The following is a 19083-nucleotide window of genomic DNA, read 5'->3' on the forward strand; positions in this document are numbered from 1 at the left end:
ACACACCGTGACACCATGTCAGTGCCCGAGATGAGGCGCACCGCTCAACTTCGAAGACCCCCTTTGTTCTGTGCCGACGCAAGGACGACGACCGGCGCACCCGCCGCATGGTCTGGTGCTGCTCAAACCAGCATGTCTGGTAGAAGCGCCAGCAGGTGCCGCAGCTTGTCCGTCGGCAGTTGGTGGAGCAGGCCGCCCAGTACTGCCCGGTCGGTCTTCGTAAAGGTCGGCTTGCCGACCTGGCCCTGCAAGTCCAGCAGTTGATGGCGGAGCACCAAAATCTCGATGTCTTTCTCATGGTCGCTCATCGTGAACAAGCGCAGGACCGCAAGGGCTTTCGTCGCAGCGAGGTAGGCCAGATTCAGCAGCACGACAGCTCATGATGCTGTCCAGACGGTGAGCGGGTGGCAGTTTCACGGTGATCGGCCCCAGCCGTGTAGATCAGCGATCAAGGCCGTGACCTCGGCAGATGATTTCTCGGCACCCGCAATGCCGCTTGACTTGCGCGGACGGAATTATCGGCACCCACGGGCCATCCCAGCTGTTCGTCCCGCCGGCTTGCCCATGTCGTAGACGACATATATCGTTGGCTTCATGGCTGCCCTGTACGTCATCGAGGTCGAGCCCGAGGTCCGGGCCTGGCTGGAGCTCCTGTCCGGCAAGCTCTACCGCAAGGTCGAGAACTACGCCGAACTGCTGGCCGAGCTGGGGCCACACACCCCGATGCCGTAGCCCGCCCGCTGCGCGACGGCGTGAACGAACTACGCCCCAGCCTGGACGGCGTCGCCACCCGGATCACCTACTGGATCACCGACGACCGACGCATCGTGCGGCTCACCGTGTTCCGCAAGGCCCGACCACACGAGGAAGCCCAGATCAACCGGGCGGTCCAGGCGAAGAAGGAATGCGAAGCCGAGCACGGCCCGGCCCACAGCGAGTTCACCCGCGAGGAAGGAGACCACTGATGCAACACAGCCGCTGGAAGCTGGCGCGGGAACGCAAGCTCGTCGACGGATACCGCGAATCGCCCGAGATCGAGCAGGAGCGCCAGGAGCACCGCCTGTCCATGGCCCTGGCCAAGGCCGTCTACGACCGCCGCACCGAGCTGGGACTGTCCCAGGCCGAACTGGCCGCCCGCACCGGCCTGACCCAGGCCAAAATCTCCCGCATCGAGGGTTCCGACACCATCCCCACCCTGCCCCTCCTCGCCAAGCTCGCCAAGGGACTCGACGCCTCACTCAACATCGCCATCGACGCCGACGACGCCCGTGTGACCCTCACCGCCCACAACGCAGCCTGACCCCGCCCCGCCCCCGGCACACGACACGACCATCGGCCCGAACCGCGGCTCCGGAATGGAACCGGCCCCGGCACCACCAAGGCCGAGACGCAAGCAAAGAGCAGCCGGCGTGAGAACGGGTGCATACGAGAGGAGTTGTTGCGTGCTCAGCCTGGATCTGCATCCGATCTTCCGGAACAACCGCGACATCGAGCTCGCCCTGCGCCAGTTCCTCTTCGCGGCCGCCCACTCCGGGGATCCGGTCGCCGAGATCATCCCGGGGAAGGGGTCGGGACAGCTCCACAGGCGCGTCCTGGCCTTCCTCGACCAGAAGCACATCAGGAAGCTGTACGTGCGCCGGGAGACCGATCCGGGCAACACCGGCCGTGTGCTCGTGTACTTCACATAGCCACGCCCGTACCGCTTCAGAATTGCCGCACATTCCTTGGCCGGAAGGGTGTGTCAAGTTAACGGCCCTGTCTCGCTTTCGGTGGTGACGGAGCGTGGCTGCTATCCGAGGAGGATGCGGTGGCGAAGCAGGGTGAAGCCTGCTCGTCCGTGCATCTGGCGTGCGATCCGTTTGGTCTTGGTGTTGACGCCCTCGGTGGGGCCGTTGCTGTACGGAAGCGTGAGCCCGGCGATCACGGCGTCGATGTCCCGGTCCAGGCCCCGGGTGAAGGCATGCAGATGGGGCAGGTCAGCTGCTCGGACTTGGGCGATCCAGCCCGTGAGCGCGTCGGCGTTGTCGGCGTGCGGCGTAAGGAGCGGGGCGAAGTCCCTGATGATGGTTGCCAGTTGGGTCATCTCGGGGCAGGCGGTGGTGATCTTGGCCAGGAGCTGGTGTTGCTCGGCCTTGAGGTTGTCGGGCCTGGTCAGCAGCATCCGGGCGAGCCTGCGCGGGGAGATATGGCTGCGGTCGGCGTCCGCGCGGCCCTGGTTGATGTACTTGTGCAGGAGGTTCAGGCAGCCCGTGAAGCCGAGGGCTTTGATCTCTTCGAAGAGGTGCTTGACGGGGATGCTGGGGTCCTCGGCCCGGCGTTTGCGAAGGTGCTCGCGGTAGGGGTCGACGAGGCTGGCGCGGTACTTGGGAACGCGGAGCATGCGCTCGGGCCGGTCGGCGCGGGCGTAGCGTTTGACGGTGTTCAGGGCCAGTTGGAGGCGGCGGGCGCATTCGAGCAGGCCGACGCCCTGGTCGAGCAGGCCGCGGACCTGGTGCCAGCGAGGGGTGCGTCCAGCACGGTGGCCCAACAGGTGCTGTGCGCCTTGACCTCACTCAGGGCGGCTTCGCACAGGTTGTGCCACATATGCCACCGGTCCGCGACCTGCACGGCGTCAGGCAGGGCACGACGGATGGCCTCAGCGTAAGTCGCCGAGCCGTCACGGCATACGATCTCGACGCCCGGATGCTCGCGCAGCCACGCCTCCAGAGTGTCGGCCGTGCGGTCGGGCAGCACGTCGATCCGCTCATGCGTCTCGGCGTCGATGATCACGGTGGCGTAGCGGTGCCGCCGGCGCAGTGCGAAGTCGTCGACGCCGATCACACGGGGCACCCGCCCAGTGGACAACGGGATCCGCAGCAGGGCGCGCAGGGCCGTGTGACGCGACAGGCTCACCGCCAATATCGCCAGCAGACGTGCCCCGGCCCGGCCCGCTAACTCCTTGACCACGGCCTTGACTTGCCTGGTCAGGCGGGTCGTACGCCGCTGGTACCGGTCCAGGACACCGGGCACCTGTTCGCGGAAGGTGTGGCGACAGCCGCGGGTGGGGCACACCAGACGCCGCACCCGCACACGGACCACCACCCGTCGTTCATCGACCGGCACGTCCGCGACTGTCCGCCAGTGATAACCGTGCACGCGTTCCGACCGGGCCCCGCACACCGGGCAGACCGCGGTGTCCCGCGGAGTCCGTGCCCGCACCACGATCCGCTCACCTTCGTCGACTACATCCTCGATGACCAGCGGGGGCAGGCCCGAAAAGACCGTCTGCACGAACTCGTTGACATCCTTCACGCGAATATCAACGACCCATCACGACGCTCCGTCACCACCGAAAGCGAGACAGGGCCGTTAAGTTGACACACCCGTCCGGGCCCCGCACTGGACGTCGTTAGAGCTCGCGGGGCAGGAAGGTGACGGTGCGGGCGTCGGTGCGGGTGCAGGCGGCCTTCATCGGACACCAGACGGCCCTGGAGATGGGCGTGGCGCCGACGAGGCTGCAGAGGGTGAGCATGGCCTCGGCGCGCGCTTCCTCGGAGTCGTTGGCCGGTTTGATGAGGATCGCGTGGGGGACAATCTCGGCGATCTTTTGGCTGAGGAGCACATCGGGCTCCTCGCCGGTTCCGCCGCCCTGATCAGATCAGACCGGTGGGTGGCAGACAGCCGTCGACCAGATGGGGCCGGTGCTGGATCTTCTTCAGCTTCCGCTTGATCACGCGGGTCAGGTGCGTGAGGTCGGCGGCGGCGAAGTCGGCCAGGTGCCGCTTGAGGAGCGACCAGATCCCCTCGGCCGGGTTCAGCTCCGGTGCGTAGGAGGGCATCTGGAAGATCTGTAACCAGTCCTGGTGTTCCTCGGCGAAGTCGGCCAGCTCCTTCACCAGGTGCACGTTCAGGTTGTCCCAGCACCACACCACCGGGGTACCGAGCTGCACGTGGGTCATGACGATCAGATCGCGGTACTGGCGCCAGGAGAACGCCTTCGGCTCGCTCCGGCGCCCGTGCCAGATGTGCAGCTTGAAGAAGAACCGGGAGCGGTGCCCAGCGCGGTAGCAGACCCGGCACCCACCGGGTGTCGGCTGAGGGCAACGACCGCAGACCGCTCAAAAGAGCCGGCGGATGACCTCGACCGCGCGAGCCAGGTGGGGTTCGTTGCGGTCGGCGCGGTGGGCGACGGCCAGTTCGATCACCGCAGCCGGGCGTACCAGGAGTCGGTAGGCGACACCGTCGAGCGCGAGCGCGGTCACCGGCTCGGGCGCGACCGCGACTCCGAGGCCGCCGGCGACCAGGGTGATGAGCGTCGAGGTCTCCCCGACCTCGTGCCGGATGCGCGGCTCGACGCCGGCATCGCGGAGGACGCGGAACACGACGTCGTGCATCACCGAGTGGCGGTCCGCCGAGTGGACGATCAGGTCGACGCCTGCGAGGTCGGCGGCGTGCACCCGGGTCTTCGCTGCGAGTGGATGCTCGGCTGGGAGCGCCACCACGAGGCGGTCCCGGCGCAGGGCGTGAACGGCGAGGGACGGGTCGGCCGCGGGCGGGCGCAGCAGGGCCACGTCGATCGCGCCGCTGCGCAGCGCCTCCACCTGATCCGGCGCGAGCATCTCGCCGCGGAAGGAGAAGTCGATGCCCGGCAGCTCGGTGGCGAGCTGGCGCGACAGGGTGGGCAGCAGGCTGTACGTGGCCGAGCCGACGCAGCCGAGGGTGAGGTGACCGACCGCACCGGCGGCGACCCGGCGGGCGTGGTGGGCGGCCTCGTCGACCTCGGCGAGAATCGCCTGCGCCCGGTCAAGGTAGGCGCGGCCGGCGTCGGTGAGGTCGACCCGACGTGTCGTGCGGTGGAACAGAGCGATACCGAGCTCGCCCTCGAGCTGCCGGATCGCCTGCGAGAGCGGCGGCTGTGCCATGTGGAGCCGCTCGGCCGCGCGCCTGAAGTGGCGCTCTTCCGCGACGGCGATGAAGTAGCGGAGTTGCCGCAGATCCATAGTTTCAGCATTTCAATCGAGATAGATATTGATACTTCACCATATCGGCGGCACGGTCTAGCGTCGAGGCATGAACAGCGCATTCCTCTACGCCGCCACGCGGACGCCGTTCGGCAAGTTCAACGGCGCGCTGGCCGACATCCGGCCCGACGATCTGGCCGCCACTGCGATCAGCGGCGTGCTCACGCAGACGCCCTCGCTGGACCCCGCCGCGATCGACGAGGTCGTCTGGGGCAACGCCAACGGCGCCGGCGAGGAGAACCGCAACGTCGGCCGGATGGCCGCGCTGCTGGCCGGTCTGCCGACCAGCGTACCCAGCACGACGATCAACCGGCTGTGCGGTTCGAGCCTGGATGCGGCGATGACCGGCTCCCGCATGATCGAGACGGGCGACGCCGACGTCGTCCTCGTGGGCGGTGTCGAGTCGATGACGCGAGCGCCGTGGGTGCTGCCCAAGCCGTCGCGGGCCTTCCCGGCGGGCGACGTCACCGCGGTGTCGACGACGCTCGGCTGGCGGCTGGTCAACCCGCGGATGCCGAAGGAATGGACCGTCTCGCTGGGAGAGTGCAACGAGCAGCTCCAGGAGCGCTTCGGCATCACCCGCGAGCGTCAGGACGAGTTCGCGGTCCGCTCTCACCGGCTCGCGCACCAGGCGTGGGAGGACGGCTTCTACAACGCGCTGGTCACCCCGGTAGCCGACCTGGGCCGTGACGAGGGCATTCGCGCGGACTCAAGCACCCAAAAGCTGGCCGGGCTCAAGCCTTCGTTCCGGCCGAACGGCACCATCACCGCGGGCAACGCCTCCCCGCTCTCCGATGGCGGCTCCGCGGTGCTCCTCGGCAGCGAGTCGGCGGCAGCGGCCATCGGCCGCGACCCGCTCGCCCGGATCCTCGGCAAAGGCGCGATGGCGCTGGACCCGCAGGAATTCGGCTACGCCCCGGTCGAGGCCGCCAACCGGGCTCTCGCCCGCGCCGGGATCACCTGGGACCAGGTCGGTGCTGTCGAGCTCAACGAGGCGTTCGCTGTCCAGTCGCTGGCCTGCGTCGACGCCTGGCTCAAGGACGGCCTGCGCGAACCCGGAATCGTCAACCAGCGCGGCGGGGCCATCGCGATCGGGCACCCGCTGGGCGCCTCCGGCGGCCGCCTCCTCGGGACCCTGGCTGCTGTCCTGAAGGAACGCCGCGAACGGTACGGCGTGGCCGCGATCTGCATCGGCGTCGGCCAGGGACTGGCCGTCGTCCTGGAGAACCTCGAGGTGTCGAAGTGAGCCGCACCGCCGTGCTGGAATCGACCGACGAGGCCGTCGCCGGGATTGAGGACGGCTCCACCATCCTGGTCGGTGGCTTCGGCCTGGCCGGGATGCCGTTCGACCTCATCGACGCCCTCATCCGGCAAGGCGCGAAGGATCTCACGATCGTCTCCAACAACGCCGGCAACGGCAACGTCGGACTGGCGGCGCTGCTCGCGGCCGGCCGGGTCCGCAAGGTGCTCTGCTCCTTCCCACGGCAGGTCGACTCCTACGTCTTCGACACGCTTTACCGCGAGGGGAAGATCGAGCTCGAGGTCGTGCCCCAGGGCAACCTCGCCGAGCGGATGCGGGCCGCCGGCGCCGGAATCGGCGCGTTCTACTGCCCGACCGCGGTCGGCACCCCGCTCGCCGAGGGCAAGGAAGTGCGCACCATCGACGGACGCGACTACCTGCTGGAGTACCCGATCAAGGGCGACTACGCCCTCATCTCCGCGCACCGGGCCGACCCGATCGGCAACCTTGCCTACCGCAAGACCGCCCGCAACTTCGGCCCCGTGATGGCGACCGCCGCCACCACCACGATCGTCCAGGTCGACGAGGTCGTCCCGCTCGGCGGGCTCGACCCGGAAGCGGTCGTCACGCCGTCCATCTACGTCGACCGCATCATCCCGGTCAAGGCCCGTCACTACACCGTCCAGGGGGCACGATGACCACCGACGCCACCGCCTCGACACGCTCGGCGTCCACGAGCGAGGCGCCGATGACCATGGACCATCCGCTCAGCATGGACGAGCTGGCCGCCGTGATCGCGCGGGACATCCCGGCGGGCGCGTTCGTCAACCTCGGCATCGGCCGGCCCACCAAGATCGCCGACCACCTGCCCGAGGAACTCGGCGTCGTCCTCCACACCGAGAACGGCATGCTCGGCATGGGGCCGAAGGCCGAGGGCGCCCAGATCGACCCCGACCTCACCAACGCCGGCAAGGTCCCGGTCACCGAGCTGCCGGGGGCGGCGTACTTCCACCACGCCGACTCCTTCGCCATGATGCGCGGCGGCCACCTCGACGTCTGCGTGCTCGGCGCCTACCAGGTCTCCGAGCACGGTGACCTGGCCAACTGGCACACCGGCAAGCCAGACGACATTCCCGCCGTCGGCGGCGCGATGGACCTCGCCATCGGAGCCAAGGACGTCTACGTGATGATGACGCTCTTCACGAAATCCGGTGCACCCAAACTGGTCCCGCAGTGCACCTACCCGCTCACCGGCATCGGCTGCGTCAGCCGGGTCTACACCGAGGTCGCCACCTTCGACCTGCGGCCCCACGGCGTCCACGTGCTGGAGACCTACGGCACCACCCTCAACGAGCTGCGCTCACGCCTCGACGTCGAGCTGCACTGACCTCCTCAGGCCCGCACCTGTCGCTCCGGTTCCTGTGGGCGCAGCAATCGCGCTCGTCATCAATCGTGGTCCGTGAGCTGCTTGTCCAGTTTCCGGATCTCGGCGACCAGATCCCCGGCGATGTCCTTGCGAACGGTCTCGACGTCGCCAGCGGGACGGACGGACCGCAGCAGTTTGGCGGCCAGGTCCGCGGACAGCTGGATCGGGGCGCCTCCGGGCAGCAGATCACCCAGCAGCGCGTGGAGCTGATTGACCGTGCGTACCCGGGCCTGGGCCAGGTTCACACGCCGTTCGTCCACAAGAGCCAGCGCCGTGGTGTGATCCTCGGGCTCGACATCTCGTCCGTCTCCCTGCAGACAGGCGACGGTGGCCGCGGCCGCGGCGTCGATCCGGTCGTTCTTGCGCCGTCCACGGCGGGAGAGCCCACGCACCCGACTGGTCGCCGCGGCAGGCACGTCGACAACGCTCTCGCCGCGGGCGATGAGCCGCTGAGCGAGATGCCGGCCCAGTCCGTTGGCGTTCTCCACCGCCCACTTCCGCTGCGGCCACCGCTTGGCCCAGGCCAGCAGCTGCCGGTAATCCGTCAGGCTCGCCTCGATCCGCATCGTCCAGGTCGGTGACCGCGACCTTGGCGCCCTCAACCGCGAACAGTTCTGCGGTCGCTCGGCCCATGCCCATTGCGGCTCCAGTGATCAGGGCGACCTTGTTCTCCAGACGTCCCATGCCGATTCCCTTTCCCCGTCTAGTTCTCAGGCCTTGACCGACTGGTTGGCCAGGAAGGAGCGGTAGCCGTCCGCCTCAGCTGCACGGCAGAACTGCTGATACACCTGTCCGCCGCCCATGTAGACCTGGAACTCCTCCGGCTTGCCGGGGAGGTTGTCGCCCAGGAACCATGCCTTGGCCTTCTTGCCCTCGGAGTACATGACGGTGGCCTTGCCGGCCCGCTCGGTCTCCTCCATCCACCACGTCTCCGACTCGGGGGTGGCCTCGAGGAACGGCACGTCGTTCTCACGCGCCCACGCGATGGCCCTCTGAAGCCACTGGGCGCCGAGCTGGATCGGGACCGGCAGATTCGAGTACGGCGTCTGCGGGCGCCGTGGTGCACCGCATCCTGCGGACGCTCACGGCGAAGGGCACGGCGGGCACGACGTGTGAGGCCGGATGGCCCCGGGCACGCCGGTGCCCGTCCTGCAGCTGCCTGAACTCGAACCAAACAACCTCGCCAGGGAAAAGCGCTCTTTAAAGCGTGTTGCACAAGGCCGTGAACTGGCAGCTTGAGGGTGGCGTTGGCTCAGTTCCGGATCATGCGGCCAGGGCGACGTTGCGCATGTGGGCGACGGCCTGGACCGCGTGGTGGAGGCCGTCGCCGTGCGATCGGCAGTCGCGGAGGATCTTGTAGTTCTTCATCCGGCCGATCACGTGTCCCACACGGGCGGGCACCTCGCGGCGGGAGGCGTTGCCGTCTTCCTCGTCGGCCAGCAGGGGTCGGCCGGGACGTTTGCGGTGCGGCACGATGGCTCCGTCGGTGACGCGTGTGACGACGCCCTCATGGAGTCGACGATCGGCCTGTACAAGACCGAGGTCATCAAACCGATGCGGCCCTGGAAGGGGCTCTCACACGTCGAACTCGCCACCGCCGAGTGGGCCGACTGGTACAACAACCGGCGTCTCCACAGTGAGATACGGCACATTCCACCCGCCGAATACGAAGCCAACTACTACCGAGCAAGCACGAAACCCCATCTCACAGCCACCAACTGAGGTCTCCAAAGAACCCGGGGCGCTTCACTTTCGGTCCGGGTGGCTTCGTGTGGTTCTCCGAGGGCGGGAAGATGGAGCACGGGGCGACGGCTGACCAAGACGTCACCTTCGTCTTCACCCTCAACAATCCCTTCGGCATCGAATTCTGTGCCGACCCACCCTCTAGGCTGGACGCCCCACACCGCCACCACCGAGGGCAACCCCGCCGTTTCGTGTGATCACCAGGAAGGTGCCCCACCGTGCCTGACGCCACCAGCCTTCCGCCCGCCGACCGCGAGGTCGCCCGCGTGGACGGAGTGTTCTACGGCGACACCGGAGGCACGGGCAACGGCTCCGGCATGCCGGTGGTGCTACTGCACGGCTTCCTGTTCGACCAGAGCATGTGGCGTGCTCAGGTCGCGGCGTTGAGCGCGCGCGGTCATCGGGTCATCACCGTCGACCTCCCCGGCTTCGGCGCCAGTGCCGTACCAGAGGAGCCGGCGACGATGTCGACCTACAGCACCGCGGTCGCGGCGATCATCGACCAGTTGGCGCTGCCGCCGGTCGCCCTGGTCGGCTACTCCATGGGAGGCCAGGTCACGCTGGACACGTACGCCGCCCGCCCCGATCTGGTCGCACGCGTGGTCCTGGTCGACACCGTGGCGCACACCGACCTGCCCGAGGTCGCCCAGGGGCGCCGGGATCTGGCGGCCCGGCTCGAGCGTGAGGGCGTGCGCCAGTACGCCGAGGAGTTCCTGCCGCAGCTGCTGCGCCTCGACGGCGCTTCCGCGGCGACGGTCAGCCACGCGCGCACCATGATGCACGCCGCCGACCCGGTCGGGGCCGCCCGAGCGTTGCGTGCCCGCGCCGACCGCCCGGACTACGGACCGGTCCTCGACGCCTGCCCCTTCCCGGTGCTCATCGTGGTCGGCGAACACGACCCCTTCGACCAGGGACGCTTCGGTGCCGGGATGGCCGAACGGGCGCCCTACGGCACGCTCGAGGTGGTCGCCGGTGTCGGCCACACGCCGCCCCTCGAAGCGCCCGACGTCTTCACCGGCCTGCTCGCGCGCTTCCTCGGCAACTGAGGCGGCGCCACCAGCGCCACCAGGCCGCTCAGTCCGCGACCTTCGCCTGGCCACGAACGCGCCACTCCCGCTCCAGCACGAGGCTCACCGCCGCTCCGACCAGCAGCCCCCAGAACGCTGCACCGATGTGCCACACGGTGATGTCAGAGACCGTGACAAGGAACGTCACCAGCGCCCCGGTGGCGTAGGAGCCGACGAACGCCGCCTGGAACGCTCCTTGGAGCGGCTTGAGCATCGCCAGGCCCCCCAGCGCCGCGACGTACGCCGCGGGCATGGTCGTGATGACCCGGACCATGCCAGGGGCGAGGAGACCGAACCCGATCGCCAGCACCCCGCACCAGATCGCCGCCGCGTAGTGGCGACGTGGCTCGCCCGAGGCGGTGACGAGCGCATTGGTCGGCCCTGCCAGACACGTCGAGGCGCCGCCGAACGGCGCGCTGAGGAGTGATGTCACGCCGCAGACGGCGGTGACCTGGTTCATCCGCGGCTCGTGCCCGACACCGCGCAGCACCGCCATCCCTTGCCCGTTCTGCACCAGAAGGACGGTGACCAGCAGCGGAATGGTGAGCTCGACGAAGGCCGAGCCGGTGAACCTCGGAGTCGTCCAGACCGGGTGCACCAGCCAGCGGCCGGAGAGTCCGACGCCTGTGTGATCGCCGAGCAGGACGGCGACGGCACCGACCGCCAGCGCCACCAGGACAGCGGGCAGCCACCGAGCCAGCCGCGGCACCGCGCTGACCACGATGAAGGCGATCACCATCGGCCCGGCCACAGCGAGGTCGGTGTCGACGGCCCGGACCAGATCAGTGCCGAAGCTCAGGAAGACCCCCGCCACCATTGCCATCACGATCGGCATCGGCAGCAGCCGCATCACGCGGTCGACCTGACCGCTCAGCCCCAGCAGCACGAGCAGCACCGCCGCCATGCAGAAGCCGCCGACGACCTCGGGCCACGTCGTACCGGCGGACATCGCCTGCCCGACCACCACGGTGCCCGGAATGGTCCAGAAGTACACCAACGGCTGCCGGCTCCACAGCGACGCGACGATGGTGAGGACGCCGTTGAGACAGAACACAGCGCTCACCCAGGAGGCGACGACGACGGCCGAGAGGCCGGCCGACTGGCCGACCGCCAGGATCACGGCCACCGGGCCGGTACAGGAGAAGAGGAACCCGACGAAGCCGTTGGCGAGTTCGAGGCGTCCGAAGGCACGCGGACGAGCCGCGACCGCGGCAGGCTGGAGGCGGGTGGTCACCGATGAGGCTCCTGGTGTTCGGCGGCGCGGGCCGCGAGCTCGGTCCGGCTGCGCAGGCCGTACTTCGCGTAGATACGGGTCAGGTGGAATTGCACGGTCTTCGGCGAGATGAACAGCCGCGCCGCAACCTCGCGGTTGGACAGCCCCGAGGCGACCAGCTGGGCGACGGTCTCCTCCTGCGGAGTCAGCTCTCCGGCCGTCCGCGGGCCCTGTGGCGCGCGGACTCCGCCAGCTCGCAGCTCACGATCCGCGGCCTCGACGCGCGTCCGTGCACCGAGTGCATCCCAAAGGTCGCGGGCGGTGGCGAGCATGACCTCGGCATCGCGGCGCTGGCCGGCTCGCCGCAGAGTCTGCCCGTAGCCGAAGGTGACGCGGGCCTGCTCGTAGCGCAGCGGCAATCCGTCGAGCTGGGCCAGGGCGGCGTCGAAGGATCCTCTGGCCTGGTCGAGCTCCCCTCGCGCCCCGTGCCACCGGCCGCGCGCAGCGGCAAGACGGGCTTGTGCGGAGTGGTGACTCTCCTCAGCCGCGCGCCGCTCATGCGGGGCGAGCAGCTGGTCCGCCTCGTCGAGACGCCCATCGGCGATGAGCGCTCCCGCCAGCGTGTCAGCCCACGGCCAGATGCCCGGCTCGGCGAGCGAGCTGCCGGGCCCGGCCTGGGCGAACGGCGCCAGGATGCGGCGTACGCCGGCGTAGTCGCTGCGCGCCTCAGCCAGGTGGGCGCGGGCCAGCAGCGTCGGCACCCGCATGATCTCGTACCCCTGAGCCTCGGCCTCGGCGGCACGGGCAGCCTCGGAAGCGGACTCCCACTCGCCCCGCAGCACATGGATCTCGGCAGCGGTCCACTCCAGCAGGGGCGTGACCAGCACGATCCCCGACCCCGCGGCCAGTAGGCGTCCGCGGGCGACCGAGGCCATGGCCAGGTCCCACTCGCCGGTCAGGAACTGCACTCGGGCGAGCCAGCCCAGAGCCCACAGCGAGATCCGTGTCGAGCCACCGAGAACCCACGGATCGGTGACGCCCTCGAGACGGCTGCGAGCCTCGTCCGGATCGTCGTTCAGGACGCCGAGCCAGCCGTGGCCCATCTGCACCCGCTGTGCCTGGGCGCCGTGACGTACCGTGCTCGCCAGGGCGCTGTACGCCGCCTGCGCCTCGGCGAACCGGCCGGACACGGCGAAGCCGAGCCCTCGGATGGCGGCCGCCTCGATGCCCGCGCCCGAGTCGGGGCCGGCCAGCTCGATGGCGCGATCGGCCCAGTCGATCAGGTCGGCGCCTCGGCATTGAGCCAGCGAGTGCAGCACATGTCGTTGCGCGATCAGCGCCGCGGTGGCCGGGTCCCGTGTCGCGTTGACGATCTCCCACGCCCGGCTGAGTCGCACCTCGGCCTCGTTGGCTCGACCTCGCACGATCGCGAGATACGCCAGTGCGGCATTGCGCAGAGGGGTCTCCCGCATGCCCTCCACCGTCGAGACGAGTGCGCCCGCACCGGCACAGTCGCCTGCGGCAACGAGCGCGTCGACCGATCGGATCAACCGCTCGTCCCTGGGCGCCGGGTTCGAGGTGAGTCTGCTGGCATCCCGGAACAGATCCGCGGCCTGCGCCCAGGCGCCGTCCTCGCCACGCTGGATCGCCAGCACGGTGATCCGCTCGGCCAGATCGTCGTCGGGGACCGGCGTCGCGGCGGCCAGATGGCGCATCTGGGCGACCGGGTCGGTCACGATCTGCGCGGCACGTCGATGCGCCTCGGCCGCGTCACGCGCCCCCATGGTCTCCAGCACCGCCGTCGCGATCAGAGGTGTGCGCCACCGAGGCTCGTGGATCGGCCGGGGATCGATCAGGCCACTGCTGCGCAGGTCGTCGAGCGCGGCGAGCGGATCATCGAGGGCACCCAGCGCCGCGGCGTGTCCGAGCTCCGCGCCCGGGCCCAGGACGGCGAGCGCCTCGGCGAGTGCGCGTCCCGCAGGCCCCGCATCAGCCAGGGCGCACGTCACTTCGGCGCGGATGTGCCCAGGCGCGGGCAGCTCCCGGTCTGGGCGGATCCACCGCGCCGGCGGCAGCTCGTCGAGCAGCGCGAGCGCGTCCCGTGGGTTCCCGTCGGTGTGCCGCGTGAGCGCGGCCGCCATGCTCGGGGGGAGCACACGCCCACGCAGCGCGGCGAGCTCGACGATGGCCGACGCCTCCAGCCCTTCGATGCGGAGCGCGTCGTCGGCCAGGTCGATCAGCCGTGGCGCACCGTGCGTGGCCGAGAGCACGATCAGCACCGGTATCTCGGGGTGGCGGTGCCGTACCGAGCGGAGGGCATTGAGCGAGAGGTCGTCGGCCACCTCGGCATCGTCGACAACGATCAGCGTGGGCTGCTCCACCAGCCCGGCTGCCAGGCGGTCGGCAGCGTGGCTGGGGTGGAGCGGAGGCTCCCGGCGCAGGAGCTGTCGCAGGACGGCACCCGCCTCGTGCCGTTCCCAGGCCACGGCCTGGGCATGGCGGGTCGGAGCGCCGGTCGTGCTGACGAACGCCCGGAGCAGCGCTGTCTTGCCGATCCCCCGGTCACCGAGGACGAGCACCGCTGCCGCTCCCGATGTGCGGGTGGCGACCAGTCGCTGCTCGAGCTCGGCGAGCTCGTGCTCGCGTCCGACACATCCGGCTCGTTCGATGATCACTGTCAGTTCCTGGACGCAATGCCGTTGTTCTGTGCCGTGTCCTTGGGATCAGACGATGAAGTCGCGGCTCATCCGAGGTCGCCGCCCGCGACCGGCAGCACGGTCCCGGTGATGTAGGCGGCCTCGTCCGAGGCGAGGAAGCAGATCGCCGCGGCCTGCTCGTCCAGTGTCCCGTAGCGGTGCAGAAGCGACGACTCCAGGGTCTGGTCGATGTGGGCCTGGAACCACGCCCGCTCCACCTCGTTCGTGGGCTGAGGGGTGCCCCGGGAGATCCGTCGCGGCGGGGCGTCCGTGCCGCCGGGCGCCGTCGCCACGACGCGCACTCCCGCGTCGGCGTACTCCATGGCGAGCGAGGCGGTGATCGCGTTGATGCCGCCCTTCGCCGCGGAGTACGGGATCCGGTGGATGCCCCGGGTGGCCGCCGAGGAGACGTTGACGATCACGCCGTGGCCCGCCGCGACCATGGCGGGGAGCGCCGCGCGACAGGCGTAGAGCGTGGTCATCAGGGAGCGGGTGACCTCGGCATCGATCTCGGGGGCGCTGAACTCGACGAACGGCTTGAAGTTGATCGCGCCGCCGACGTTGTTGATCAGTACGTCGATCCGCCCGTACGCCGCCAGCGTCTCGCGCACCACAGCGGCCGCACCGTCGTACTGCTCGAGGTCAGCGCAGACCGCGCGAGCAGGGACCCCGGTGGCGGCGAGGTCGGCGGTGACCTCGCGGACCAGCTCCGAGCGATCGACCAGCACCACCTGTCCGCCCTCGGCGCCGATCCGCCGGGCGACCGCCTCGCCGATCCCCTGGGCGGCGCCGGTCACGACGACCACCCTGCCGGTGAAGCGGCCGGGGGCGATGAACCGCGGCGTGGTGCTCGCGACGCGGTCGGACATCGCGCGGCGCATGGTCTGCTTGGACCGCTCGGCGTGCGCGGCGATCAGCGTCCGGGCCTGCCCGCGGTCGCCGGCCTCGAAGGCCGCGACGATGTCCAGGTGGTCCTGGGCACAACGGGGGTGGCACCAGGTCGCGTCGCGCAGCACCTCCTCCATCCGGGCCTTCACCCCCAGCGCCTGGTAGGCCTGCAGCAGATGGGCGTTGCCGGTCAGGGCGAGCAGGTAGTCGTGGAAAGCGGCGTTCGTCTCGGTGTAGCGGTGCGGGTCGGTGAACCGCGCACGCGCTGCGTCGACGTACGGCACCGTCGACTCGGCCAGGAGCCGGTAGCCGGCCAGCTGCTGTGAGGTGAGCCGGCCGATGGTGAGTTCGAGTGCGCCGAGCTCCAGCGCCTCGCGCGCCTCGAAGAGGGCGTCGGAAGCCTGGATGTCGGGGTGTTCCTCCCCGATCTGGTAGCCGTCCTCGGCGATGGTGGTCGGGGCCTGCTCCTCGATCGCGGCGAAGACCTGCTGACCGGCCACCGTCCGCGCGTCCGCGTCCGGCAGGAGCGCGCCGTCGACGTCGAGCGCCGTCCGCGCCTGGTCCGCCGCGGCCCCGGCCGACGGCGGTGCGACCAGCTGGCCTGCGATCCGCCGGACCGTGTCGTCAGGGCCGTCGGCAGGCACCGCCCCTGAGGCGACGGTGGCCGCAAGGGGCGCCAGCGCCGTCGCCGGAAGGATCTCCTGGCCGGCGTGGCCGCGGGCGTCGGGCGAGAGCAGCAGCTGCTCGCAGGGCGCGACGCCCACCGGCTCCGCGGCGCGCGGCGGGCTCGTCGCGGCGGTCGTGGCCGTCGCGGCGAGCGCGAACTTCTCGTAGTAGAAGCCGGACGGCTCGATGCCGGCCTCGGCCACGTGAGTACGCACCGACTCCACCATCGGGGGCGGGCCGCACAGATAGACGGCCGCGGCACCGTCGTGCAGATGATCAGGGCTGAGCAGCGCGGTCACATAGCCCTGGTTGCGGGCGGTGGTGGCCGGATCGGAGACGCAGTGGTCCCAGGTGAAGTGCGGCAGCGCGGCGGCCAGTTCGCGGAGCTCGTCGAGCTTGACCACGTCGGTGTCGGTGGACACGCCGTAGATGAGGTGGAGCGGGCGGGGCGAGTCCTCGAGGCGGAGCTTGCGCAGCATGGAGAGGATCGGCGCCAGGCCGGTGCCACCTGCAAGGAGCACCGCGGGACGGTCCGCCTCCCGCAGGAAGAACGAGCCGTGCGGACCGGTCAGGCTGAGCTGGTCGCCGACGGCGGCACGCTGGTCGAGCCACTCGGACATGACGCCGCCCGGGGTGAGCTTGACCAGGAAGGTCAGCCGCTCCTCGCTCGGCGCGTTGCTGAAGGAGTAGGACCGTGTGACGTCCGTGCCGGGCACGGCCACGTTGACGTACTGCCCGGGAAGGAAGGCGAGATCGGCTCGGTTCGGGAGGTCCACCGAGAGCTCGACCGTGGTGGCGCTGAGCCGGTCGATGCCCACGACGGTGCCGGTGTAGGCGGCGGCGCTGGTCTTGGCCACCTCGCTCGTGCTGTTGATCTGCAGCACGAGGTCGGTGCTCGGTCGCAGCTGGCACGGCAGCACATAGCGCTGTGCGGCCTCGTCGGCCGACAGAGCGTCGTCGATGTAGGTGCCGTGCTCGTACTCACCTGATTCGCAGAACGCCTTGCACGTTCCACAGGCACCGTCGCGGCAGTCGAGCGGGATGTTGATGCGCTGGCGGTACGACGCGTCCGCGACCGTCTGGTCCGCGCGACAGGTGATGAACCGGGTGACCCCGTCCTCGAAAGCGAGCGCGACCTGATGGGTCGCCGCCTCGCGGGATGCCTCGAGCCTGGTGGACGTCATGGGGACCTCAGAAGTGATACACGTCGACGACGTGGTGGATGTAGTCGTTCTTCAAGATCACGGTCTTGCGACGGATCAGCGGCTGCTCGCCGGAGAAGTCGATGGTGTAGAACGACGTGCCGTAGTACGGGTCGACGGTGTTGTAGCGGAAGTACATCGTGTGCCAGTTGAAGCGCACGTCGACCATGTCGCCGCGGCGCTCGATCACCTCGACGTTGCTGATGTTGTGCGAGGTCCGCGGCTCGGGGAGCGACGTCGCCGACGAGCGCTCGGTGCGGATGCGGAAGACCCGGTCCTCCAGACCGCCCTTGTTGGCGTAGTAGATCAGCGACATCTCGGTCTGCGGGTTCTCGGTGAGCCGGTCGTCGTCGGCCCAGCAGGGCATCCAGTAGACGACGTCGTCGGCGTAGCAGGCCAGCCACTTCTCGAACTCGCGGTCGTCGAGGTAGCGGGCCTCGCGGTAGAGGAACTGCTCGATGGCGTTCTGCGTGATCAGCGTGGCCTCGGCGGGTGCGGTCCCGGTTGGTGCGGTGGTCATCTCAGTTCTCCTCCTCGGCGGCGACGGCGGCGCGCATCGTCTCGAGCCAGTAGCTGTGCTGAACCGGGTAGAGGCCCTCGTCCTCGTTGCGCTTGCCGGCCGAGACGACGCCCGGCATGTCGAGCGCGGTCGCGACCTCGTCGGGGCCCGTGACCCAGTGCTCGGCGCCGCGGCTCATGTCGTTCCACGGGGCTGCGGTGGCGCGGAAGGTCAGCTGGCAGGAGCGGAACTCCTCGAGATCGTCCGGGGTCGCCATGCCGGAGGCGTTGAAGAAGTCCTCGTACTGCCGGATCCGCCAGGCCCGCGACTCAGCACTCTCCCCCTTCGGGGCGATGCAGTAGATGGTGACCTCGGTCTTGTCCGGCGCGATCGGCCGGAAGTGGCGGATCTGGGTGGAGAACTGGTCCATCAGATACACGTTGGGATAGACGCAGAGGTTGCGGGAGCCCGTCACCATGAACTCGCCCTTGGCCTCGCCGTAGGTCTGCTTCAGCTCCTCCATCCGGTCCCACAGAGGCCGGTCCTGGGGGTTGGCCGCCCAGGTCCACAGGCACAGGTGGCCGTTCGGGTAGGACCAGTAGCCGCCTCCGGACTTGCCCCAGCTGCCGGCGTCCAGGGTCTTGGTGGCGTTCGTCGACTCGCCCGTGTTGCGGCGCGAGGTGGTGGCCGCGTAGTTCCAGTGCGTGGCGGTGACGTGATAGCCGTCGGCACCGTTCTCGGCCTGGACCTTCCAGTTCCCGTCGTAGGTGTAGGTGGAAGAGCCCCGGAGCACCTCCAGACCGTCCGGCGACTGGTCGACCAGCATGTCGATGACCTTCGTCGCGTCGCCCAGGTGCTCGGAGAGCTCCACGACGTCGGGGTTGAGGCTGCCGAACAGGAAGCCCCGGTAGGAGTCGAAGCGGGCGACCTTGGTGAGGTTGTGCGAGCCGTCGGTGTCGAAGCTGTCCGGGTAGCCGGCGCCGTCCGGGTCCTTGACCTTGAGCAGGGTGCCGTCGTTGCGGAACGTCCAGCCGTGGAAGGGACAGGTCAACGTGGTGCGGTTGTCGGTCTTCCTACGGCACAGCATGGCGCCGCGGTGCGCACAGGCATTGATCAGCAGGTGCAGCCGGCCGTCCTTGTCACGGGTGATCACGACGGGCTGCCGGCCCATGTACGTCGTGAAGTAGTCGCCCGGCTCGGGCACCTGACTCTCGTGCGCGAGGTAGATCCAGTTGCCCTCGAAGATGTGCTTCATCTCCAGCTCGAAGAGGTCGTCATCGGTGAAGATCTGCCGGTTGGCGCGGATGACACCCGCCTCCCGGTCATCGACGACAGCCTGGTCCAGCAACTCGCTGACGCGGCGGTACGGGCCGATGCGACGCTCCAGCATCTCGGTCATGGTGACCTCCAGGAAAATAGGTGGCATCGACTGGGTTGAATCGA

General features: G+C 69.4%; 19 protein-coding genes and 3 pseudogenes. 9 read left to right on the forward strand and 13 right to left on the reverse strand.

The genetic code is table 11. The features are described from left to right. Positions 1-122 precede the first annotated feature (122 nt). Entirely contained in the window at positions 123-371 is a 249-nt protein-coding gene (locus IEZ19_RS36925) for a hypothetical protein (RefSeq protein ID WP_189315770.1), read from the reverse strand. Positions 372-594: 223 nt separating this feature from the next. Between IEZ19_RS36925 and IEZ19_RS53175 the strand changes: the two genes are divergently transcribed. The 4 genes from IEZ19_RS53175 to IEZ19_RS36940 all read left to right on the forward strand — a co-directional run bounded on the left by IEZ19_RS53175 (position 595) and on the right by IEZ19_RS36940 (position 1688). Beyond that, positions 595-732: a hypothetical protein gene (locus IEZ19_RS53175; protein ID WP_308429049.1), complete on the forward strand. Its 138-nt coding sequence runs from the start codon at positions 595-597 to the stop codon at positions 730-732. Between the two features lie 20 nt (positions 733-752). Then, entirely contained in the window at positions 753-965 is a 213-nt protein-coding gene (locus IEZ19_RS53180) for a hypothetical protein (RefSeq protein ID WP_308429050.1), read from the forward strand. Further along, positions 965-1300: a helix-turn-helix domain-containing protein gene (locus tag IEZ19_RS36935; RefSeq protein ID WP_189315771.1), complete on the forward strand. Its 336-nt coding sequence runs from the start codon at positions 965-967 to the stop codon at positions 1298-1300. The genes IEZ19_RS53180 and IEZ19_RS36935 overlap by 1 nt, the downstream gene beginning before the upstream one ends. Before the next feature lie 142 nt (positions 1301-1442). Continuing rightward, positions 1443-1688: a Smr/MutS family protein gene (locus tag IEZ19_RS36940; RefSeq protein WP_189315772.1), complete on the forward strand. Its 246-nt coding sequence runs from the start codon at positions 1443-1445 to the stop codon at positions 1686-1688. Between the two features lie 101 nt (positions 1689-1789). Here IEZ19_RS36940 and IEZ19_RS36945 read toward each other — a convergent pair. From IEZ19_RS36945 to IEZ19_RS36960, 4 genes and pseudogenes are all read right to left on the reverse strand, one after another. Then, a pseudogene (locus IEZ19_RS36945) lies at positions 1790-3291 on the reverse strand (ISL3 family transposase). Positions 3292-3388: 97 nt separating this feature from the next. After that, entirely contained in the window at positions 3389-3601 is a 213-nt protein-coding gene (locus tag IEZ19_RS36950; protein ID WP_189315773.1) for a hypothetical protein, read from the reverse strand. Positions 3602-3632: 31 nt separating this feature from the next. Next, positions 3633-4052, reverse strand: a pseudogene (locus IEZ19_RS36955) (transposase); the annotation flags it as partial. Positions 4053-4097: 45 nt separating this feature from the next. Next, the gene (locus tag IEZ19_RS36960; protein ID WP_189315774.1) at positions 4098-4979 is read right to left on the reverse strand and encodes a LysR family transcriptional regulator; all 882 of its coding nucleotides are present in this window, start codon (positions 4977-4979) and stop codon (positions 4098-4100) included. 70 nt (positions 4980-5049) lie between these two features. Here IEZ19_RS36960 and IEZ19_RS36965 point away from each other — a divergent pair, with 70 nt between their 5' ends. From IEZ19_RS36965 to IEZ19_RS36975, 3 genes are read left to right on the forward strand one after another with little or no spacing between them, the layout of a single operon-like run. Then, positions 5050-6246 (forward strand): thiolase family protein, encoded by a 1197-nt coding sequence (locus IEZ19_RS36965; RefSeq protein WP_189315775.1) that lies wholly within the window; start codon positions 5050-5052, stop codon positions 6244-6246. Continuing rightward, positions 6243-6938, forward strand: a complete 696-nt coding sequence (locus IEZ19_RS36970; RefSeq protein ID WP_189315776.1) for a 3-oxoacid CoA-transferase subunit A — start codon at positions 6243-6245, stop codon at positions 6936-6938. The genes IEZ19_RS36965 and IEZ19_RS36970 overlap by 4 nt, the downstream gene beginning before the upstream one ends. Continuing rightward, positions 6935-7627 (forward strand): 3-oxoacid CoA-transferase subunit B, encoded by a 693-nt coding sequence (locus IEZ19_RS36975; protein ID WP_373297111.1) that lies wholly within the window; start codon positions 6935-6937, stop codon positions 7625-7627. The genes IEZ19_RS36970 and IEZ19_RS36975 overlap by 4 nt, the downstream gene beginning before the upstream one ends. Before the next feature lie 59 nt (positions 7628-7686). Here the strand turns inward: IEZ19_RS36975 and IEZ19_RS36980 are convergent, their stop codons facing one another. The 3 genes and pseudogenes from IEZ19_RS36980 to IEZ19_RS36990 form a co-directional block, all read right to left on the reverse strand. Continuing rightward, positions 7687-8232 carry an IS110 family transposase gene (locus IEZ19_RS36980; protein WP_189315777.1) on the reverse strand — a complete coding sequence of 182 codons (546 nt, stop codon included), beginning with the start codon at positions 8230-8232 and terminating at the stop codon, positions 7687-7689. Between the two features lie 144 nt (positions 8233-8376). Then, complete coding sequence (locus tag IEZ19_RS36985; RefSeq protein ID WP_229841255.1) at positions 8377-8628, reverse strand: hypothetical protein; 252 nt, start codon at positions 8626-8628, stop codon at positions 8377-8379. 301 nt (positions 8629-8929) lie between these two features. After that, positions 8930-9148 (reverse strand): annotated as a pseudogene (locus IEZ19_RS36990) (IS5/IS1182 family transposase); the annotation flags it as partial. A gap of 27 nt (positions 9149-9175) precedes the next feature. Here IEZ19_RS36990 and IEZ19_RS36995 point away from each other — a divergent pair. Next, positions 9176-9388, forward strand: coding sequence for an integrase core domain-containing protein (locus IEZ19_RS36995; protein ID WP_189315778.1), 213 nt, complete (start codon positions 9176-9178; stop codon positions 9386-9388). A 239-nt stretch (positions 9389-9627) separates the two neighbouring features. Next, positions 9628-10455 carry an alpha/beta fold hydrolase gene (locus tag IEZ19_RS37000; RefSeq protein ID WP_189315779.1) on the forward strand — a complete coding sequence of 276 codons (828 nt, stop codon included), beginning with the start codon at positions 9628-9630 and terminating at the stop codon, positions 10453-10455. A 28-nt stretch (positions 10456-10483) separates the two neighbouring features. Here the strand turns inward: IEZ19_RS37000 and IEZ19_RS37005 are convergent, their stop codons facing one another. From IEZ19_RS37005 to benA, 5 genes are all read right to left on the reverse strand, one after another. Next, positions 10484-11710 (reverse strand): benzoate/H(+) symporter BenE family transporter, encoded by a 1227-nt coding sequence (locus tag IEZ19_RS37005; RefSeq protein ID WP_189315780.1) that lies wholly within the window; start codon positions 11708-11710, stop codon positions 10484-10486. Beyond that, on the reverse strand, positions 11707-14364 hold the full coding sequence (locus IEZ19_RS37010) for a helix-turn-helix transcriptional regulator (RefSeq protein WP_229841257.1): 2658 nt from the start codon (positions 14362-14364) through the stop codon (positions 11707-11709). The genes IEZ19_RS37005 and IEZ19_RS37010 overlap by 4 nt, the downstream gene beginning before the upstream one ends. Positions 14365-14432: 68 nt before the next feature. Beyond that, positions 14433-17123 (reverse strand): benzoate 1,2-dioxygenase electron transfer component BenC, encoded by a 2691-nt coding sequence (gene benC / locus IEZ19_RS37015; protein WP_189315781.1) that lies wholly within the window; start codon positions 17121-17123, stop codon positions 14433-14435. A gap of 7 nt (positions 17124-17130) precedes the next feature. Beyond that, positions 17131-17661 carry a benzoate 1,2-dioxygenase small subunit gene (gene benB, locus IEZ19_RS37020; protein WP_189315782.1) on the reverse strand — a complete coding sequence of 177 codons (531 nt, stop codon included), beginning with the start codon at positions 17659-17661 and terminating at the stop codon, positions 17131-17133. Between the two features lies 1 nt (position 17662). Continuing rightward, positions 17663-19039, reverse strand: coding sequence for a benzoate 1,2-dioxygenase large subunit (gene benA / locus IEZ19_RS37025; protein WP_308429051.1), 1377 nt, complete (start codon positions 19037-19039; stop codon positions 17663-17665). Positions 19040-19083: the final 44 nt, after the last annotated feature.

Origin of the sequence: Streptomyces brasiliensis, from assembly GCF_014647875.1 — a bacterium.
GTDB classification, from domain to species: domain Bacteria; phylum Actinomycetota; class Actinomycetes; order Streptomycetales; family Streptomycetaceae; genus Streptomyces; species Streptomyces brasiliensis.